The sequence below is a fragment of the Streptococcus sp. 9903 genome, assembly GCF_013276625.1.
Classification (GTDB): domain Bacteria; phylum Bacillota; class Bacilli; order Lactobacillales; family Streptococcaceae; genus Streptococcus.
This window is the reverse complement of sequence record NZ_VMLI01000030.1, coordinates 21,181-27,199: the sequence shown is the minus strand read 5'-3', so window position 1 is coordinate 27,199 and position 6,019 is coordinate 21,181. Positions and strand designations below refer to the sequence as shown.

Sequence of the window (6,019 nt, the reverse complement as noted above, 5' to 3'; positions counted from 1 at the left end):
ATTCGGCGATTAAGAAAGTTGATGACGCTCTTACTAAAGCTACTAAAGCAATTGATGCGGCAACGAACCAAGCTGGAATTAACGCAGCGAAACAAGAGTTTGATACAACACTGAACCAAGTGAGTCCGACAGCGCAAGCCAACAGCGACGCTAAGAGAACCGTTGCGGAAAAAGCGCAAGCTAAGAAGGATGGGTTCAATAACATTGCCCATTTGACTGAAGAAGAGAAGAATGCGGCGATTAAGAAAGTTGATGACGCTCTTACTAAAGCTACTAAAGCAATTGATGCGGCAACGAACCAAGCTGGAATTAACGCAGCGAAACAAGAGTTTGATACAACACTGAACCAAGTGAGTCCGACAGCGCAAGCCAACAGCGACGCTAACCAAGGAAACTCATCCACACCAAGTAATGGTGCTAACCAAGCAGGTTCAGATAGTAGGGGGGATACGGCTAGCCAAGGAGATAGACCAGCTCCATCTGATGATGGCAGCCGAGGCGATGCAAATAACCGAGGTCAGTCTGCTACTCCAAGCGCTCCAGCTCATTCAGGAGATTCGACGGGTCAAGCTACTGATCCATCTGCTCAACAGAGGGAAACAGGAAATGCGATAGCACCAGAGTCTCCACAAGGGCTATCTGGAAGTTCTGTGACGGCGCCAACCCGTAGCCGAAGAAGTGTAACCTTTGCTGGAGGCGCTCAATCGAGTCAAGAGAAACAGGTTGATAAATCCGTCTTAAGAAATCTGATTCAAGACTTGGAAACTCGTTTGAAAGACTTGGATGGTATTGATCAATCTGTCATCGACGCTGCGAAGATCATTCTCGGAGAGGGTCAAGAATCACTTAGAAATGCTGACTTGACAGAGGCAGGCTTGAAAGAGATGACTGCCAAGGTCAAAGAAGCACTCGAATCCTTGAAAGGCAAGCAAGCGACTAAGGATGAAGAAGAAACGAAAGAAACAAGGAAAGAGCAAGGTCATCTTCCATACGGTACGATGATTGCTAGCCTGCTCGCCCTTCTTGGTCTCCTTCTCTTCCTCATCGCTCGTCGCAAGAAAGAGTCAGAACTCAAGAAATTGACCAAGGAATTAACTAAGGTTCTGCAAGAAAACGACCTTACAAGTGTAGATACCAAAGTCCTCGACCAAGCACGAGAAGCTCTCGCTCAAGCAGTTGCCTTCCTAGCCAATGAGAAAGAGTCTGACCACACAGAAGATGAGTTGATTGAGAAACTCAAAGCTATTCTTGCTCAGTTAAGATAAGCAAAGTTTAGACGAGTCGGAAACCAGCTAGAATAGTGATTGAAAGAATGTTGTAAAAACTCTATTTGAGGAGAACATTCAGAAAATCTTTCTCTGATAAAACGCATAATATCAAGCTTTTTAAGGCAAGGTATTATGCGTTTTTATCATTTTGAACCTATTTGTTCCATCCTTTTTGTGATATTTTTCCCTTATTTCACAAATATTTCATATTTGGGTTTTATAATAAGATATAGATTTTCAGTTTTTACTATACTTTGATATTCAAATATGTTATACTATGATTATCAAAGTAAATGAAAGGGGTTACGAACATGACGCCAGAAGAAATGTACCTGACCGATCGATTGGACGTACAGATAGCTCATTTTTTAAAGAAAAGCGTTCAACATCGTAGACGCTATAAGGTATTAAAAATAACAGAAATTGTGGCAGGTTTTCTCATAGCTGTTTTTTGTGCTATTCCTATGCCAGGTGATCGCTACCGTTTGATTTCGGTTGCTTTGTCCAGTCTAGGCTTGCTGTGTGAGGGGATTCTCAATTTGTATAATGCCAAGGAACACTGGATTTCTTACCAAAAAACTGCGCAACTCCTGGAGAGAGAAAAATTCCTCTATCAATGTCAAACAGAGAAATATGCAGGAAAAACCAAGGCTTTTGCCCTATTTGTCAAGACATGCGAAGGTCTTATCTCAGAGGAAATTAACCAGTGGGAAAGTATCCAGTCAAAAGAAGTGGCAGCTAGTGCAGAAGCTCCAGTTAAAAAAGAATAGGAGGTGGAGGAAATGTCTCAATCCAGTTATCTATTGCCCTTACTCTGGTTGAAAAAAGAAGCCGATAAGGAAAAGATGAGCGCAACTCAGTGCCAGATATTTTTCTTTTATTATCAACTGTTTGAACTCTTATTTGCTAGAGAAAGCGACTTGAGAGACTTATGTCTGGGAAGGCAAGGTTTTTATTTCTCGCAGTTAGAGAAAGATTTGCTTTCTGGAGTTTCCCAATTTCTAAAAAACTTGGAGGGCAAGGGGACTCTCAGGGCTAACCAAGAAGTATCAGCTCGCAAAGCCCTTTTTCTAGCCTTGACAACTAGCCAGTCAGATTGGCAGGAGTTGGCTCCTGTTTTTGATTTTTATCAGACTATCGGGAGACTTGAACATCCTTCTCTCTTGAGTTCTCAGGACAGACAAAATCTGATGTGGATTTACCAGTCAGCTTTGGAGAAGGATTATAGTGTCAAGGTGATTGGCGACAAGCATTTTGTATTGAAGAGACAAGATGCTACTAAATTGACAGCGCGCCAAACTCAAACTTTGGAAATTCTGAGTCAATCAGAAGACTTGGTCAATCCTGTCTATGTTACATTAGGAGAAAAGGGGGTGCTCTTGCTTGATTAAGAGAGGAGATGTTGTGGCTCTTTATTTGCCTTTTCCAAGTATTAGTAGCGATTTGGCTGTGAAGAATCATATGTATATCTGTATTGACAACAGCACGACTAAAAACAAAGAGTTGATTAAAAATCAGACCTTCAAACCAGCTCTCTTGACCAGACGTTTGGTCAAGAACTTTATGATAGAAGAGCCGGATTTAGCTCGTAATCCTTTTACAAGACCAACCTTGATTGACTTAGATAAGGTATTTATGTTGGATAATACGGTCATTCCGACTTCTTATCTAGCCAGACGGCGACGCAATGTCTCAGAAGAATTATACGAGGAAATTTTGGATCACTTAGTCCAACCACGGCTGATTTCGCTGAACAAGTCTGAGTTTATGCAACTCAATCCAGGAACTTATTAGGAGGTAGAAGATGACAAATAAAGCAGTAAATGACTTTATACTAGCTATGGATTACGATAAAAAGAAACTCTTGACCCATCAGGGAGAAAGTATTGAAAATCGTTTCATCAAAGAGGGGAATCAGCTACCCGATGAGTTTGTTGTTATCGAAAGAAAGAAGCGGAGCTTGTCGACAAATACAAGTGATATTTCTGTAACAGCTACCAACGATAGTCGCCTCTATCCTGGAGCGCTTCTCGTAGTGGATGAGACCTTGTTAGAGAATAATCCCACTCTTCTTGCGGTCGATCGTGCTCCGATGACTTATAGTATTGATTTGCCTGGTTTGGCAAGTAGTGATAGCTTTCTCCAAGTAGAAGATCCCAGCAATTCAAGTGTTCGCGGAGCGGTAAACGATTTGTTGGCTAAGTGGCATCAAGATTATGGTCAGGTCAATAATGTCCCAGCTAGAATGCAGTATGAAAAAATCACGGCTCACAGTATGGAACAACTCAAGGTCAAGTTTGGTTCTGACTTTGAAAAGACAGGGAATTCTCTTGATATTGATTTTAACTCTGTCCATTCGGGCGAAAAGCAGATTCAGATTGTTAATTTTAAGCAGATTTATTATACAGTCAGCGTAGATGCTGTTAAAAATCCAGGAGATGTGTTTCAAGATACTGTAACGGTAGAGGATTTGAGGCAGAGAGGAATTTCTGCAGAGCGTCCTTTAGTCTATATTTCGAGTGTTGCTTATGGGCGTCAGGTCTATCTCAAGTTGGAAACCACGAGTAAGAGTGATGAAGTAGAGGCTGCTTTTGAAGCTTTGATAAAAGGAGTCAAGGTAGCTCCTCAGACAGAGTGGAAGCAGATTTTGGACAATACAGAAGTGAAGGCAGTTATTTTAGGGGGCGACCCGAGTTCGGGTGCCCGAGTTGTAACAGGCAAGGTGGATATGGTAGAGGACTTGATTCAAGAAGGCAGTCGCTTTACAGCAGATCACCCAGGCTTGCCGATTTCCTATACAACTTCATTTTTACGTGACAATGTAGTTGCGACCTTTCAAAACAGTACAGACTATGTTGAGACTAAGGTGACAGCCTACAGAAACGGTGATTTACTGCTGGATCATAGTGGTGCCTATGTTGCCCAATATTACATTACTTGGGATGAATTATCCTATGATTATCAAGGTAAAGAAGTTTTGACTCCTAAGGTTTGGGACAGAAATGGGCAGGATTTGACGGCTCATTTTACTACTAGTATTCCTTTGAAAGGGAATGTTCGCAATCTCTCTATCAAAATTAGGGAGTGTACCGGACTTGCCTGGGAATGGTGGCGTACGGTTTATGAAAAAACTGATTTGCCACTAGTGCGTAAGCGGACGATTTCTATTTGGGGAACGACTCTCTATCCTCAGGTAGAGGATAAGGTAGAAAATGATTAGGGGGGAAGAATGTTTGCGACAAAAAGAGGCGATGATCTCTCTGCGAATATCTGAAAGTTTATCTCTTGCCTAGCGATTTCCATTGGAGCATGCTCGTGATGTTAAAATGAGTCTATCAAACAGGGGCTGTAAGAAAAAGTAAAAAGGGTAGTGAAACTCCTTGCTATACAGGGAATTAGCTACCTTTTACTTGTTTTAGAAGTGCCGTTGTACTAGTCTAACTTCAGTATCATGTGCAATCAAAAAGAGCATAAATTTCTGTTTCAGGAACACATAAATTACACTCTTCGAAAATCTCTTCAAACTACGTCAGCCCTATCTGCAACCTCAAAACAGTGTTTTGAGCAACCTGCGGCTAGCTTTCGAGTTTGCTCTTTGATTTTCATTGAGTAATAGATGTTTGGTTAGAAACTCTTCTATTGATTTCTTAGAATACAATAGCACCTATAAGAACTGTTGAATTTCAAAGTATTTACTTGAACTATGATACGTCTGGAGTAGACTGTCAACAAAAGGTGCAGTATAATGGTTTTTGTCGCTTATATCTACAACCTCAAAACAGTAGCTTGAGCGGACTTTGTCAAACTTGTCCGAAACTTTCTATTTACAGATAATGGTCTAGTTTGTTTTTTGAATGTTGATAAGGATGGAAAGGCAAGGCTATCTTGGCAACAAAAGTGTCATCCTAGTTGGATTTACTGAATAAAATCTCTTTCCTCTAGTGAAAATCGAAAAAACTTGTGTTATAATAAGAAAGATTAAAATGTGAAAAAAGGAGATTCCTAATGGGACGTAAATGGGCCAATATCGTAGCCAAGAAAACGGCTAAAGATGGAGCTAACTCTAAAGTATATGCAAAATTTGGTGTAGAAATCTATGTAGCAGCAAAAAAAGGTGATCCAGATCCAGAATCAAACTCAGCCTTGAAATTCGTTATCGACCGTGCTAAACAAGCCCAAGTGCCAAAACACGTTATCGATAAAGCTTTGGACAAGGCTAAAGGAAACACAGACGAAACCTTTACAGAAGGACGTTACGAAGGTTTTGGACCAAATGGTTCTATGTTGATCGTGGATACTTTGACTTCAAACGTTAACCGTACAGCGGCTAATGTCCGTGCAGCTTTTGGTAAAAATGGCGGAAACATGGGTGCTTCAGGTTCTGTTTCTTACCTCTTTGACAACAAGGGTGTTATCGTATTTGCTGGAGAAGATGCGGACGCGGTCTTTGAGCAATTGCTAGAAGCGGATGTGGATGTGGACGATGTAGAAGCAGAAGAAGGTACAATCACAGTTTACACAGCGCCAACTGACCTTCACAAGGCTATCGTTGCCCTTCGTGAGTCAGGTATCCAAGAATTCCAAGTGACTGAATTGGAAATGATTCCTCAGTCAGAAGTGGAATTGTCAGGTGATGACCTTGAAACTTTTGAAAAACTTTACAGCGTTCTTGAAGACGACGAAGACGTACAAAAAATCTACACAAACGTAGACGGGTTCTAATTTAACCTAGAGAACATGATCCTAAGTGA

General features: G+C 41.2%; 6 protein-coding genes. All 6 read left to right on the top strand.

Annotated features, from left to right (window positions below; translation table 11 throughout):
* Window positions 1-1,265: DUF1542 domain-containing protein (locus HT696_RS09570; RefSeq protein ID WP_173283601.1), on the top strand; the 1,265-nt coding region annotated here is incomplete at its 5' end.
* 314 nt (window positions 1,266-1,579) lie between these two features.
* The gene (locus HT696_RS09565; RefSeq protein WP_173283600.1) at window positions 1,580-2,038 is read left to right on the top strand and encodes a DUF4231 domain-containing protein; all 459 of its coding nucleotides are present in this window, start codon (window positions 1,580-1,582) and stop codon (window positions 2,036-2,038) included.
* Window positions 2,039-2,050: 12 nt separating this feature from the next.
* Window positions 2,051-2,659, top strand: a complete 609-nt coding sequence (locus HT696_RS09560) for a hypothetical protein (RefSeq protein ID WP_173283599.1) — start codon at window positions 2,051-2,053, stop codon at window positions 2,657-2,659.
* Entirely contained in the window at window positions 2,652-3,062 is a 411-nt protein-coding gene (locus HT696_RS09555) for a hypothetical protein (protein ID WP_240150259.1), read from the top strand. Before HT696_RS09560 ends, HT696_RS09555 begins: the two co-directional genes overlap by 8 nt.
* A 10-nt stretch (window positions 3,063-3,072) precedes the next feature.
* Window positions 3,073-4,488 (top strand): cholesterol-dependent cytolysin pneumolysin, encoded by a 1,416-nt coding sequence (ply, locus tag HT696_RS09550; protein ID WP_173283598.1) that lies wholly within the window; start codon window positions 3,073-3,075, stop codon window positions 4,486-4,488.
* A gap of 785 nt (window positions 4,489-5,273) precedes the next feature.
* Window positions 5,274-5,990, top strand: coding sequence for a YebC/PmpR family DNA-binding transcriptional regulator (locus HT696_RS09545; protein WP_023940351.1), 717 nt, complete (start codon window positions 5,274-5,276; stop codon window positions 5,988-5,990).
* The last annotated feature ends 29 nt before the right edge of the window (window positions 5,991-6,019 follow it).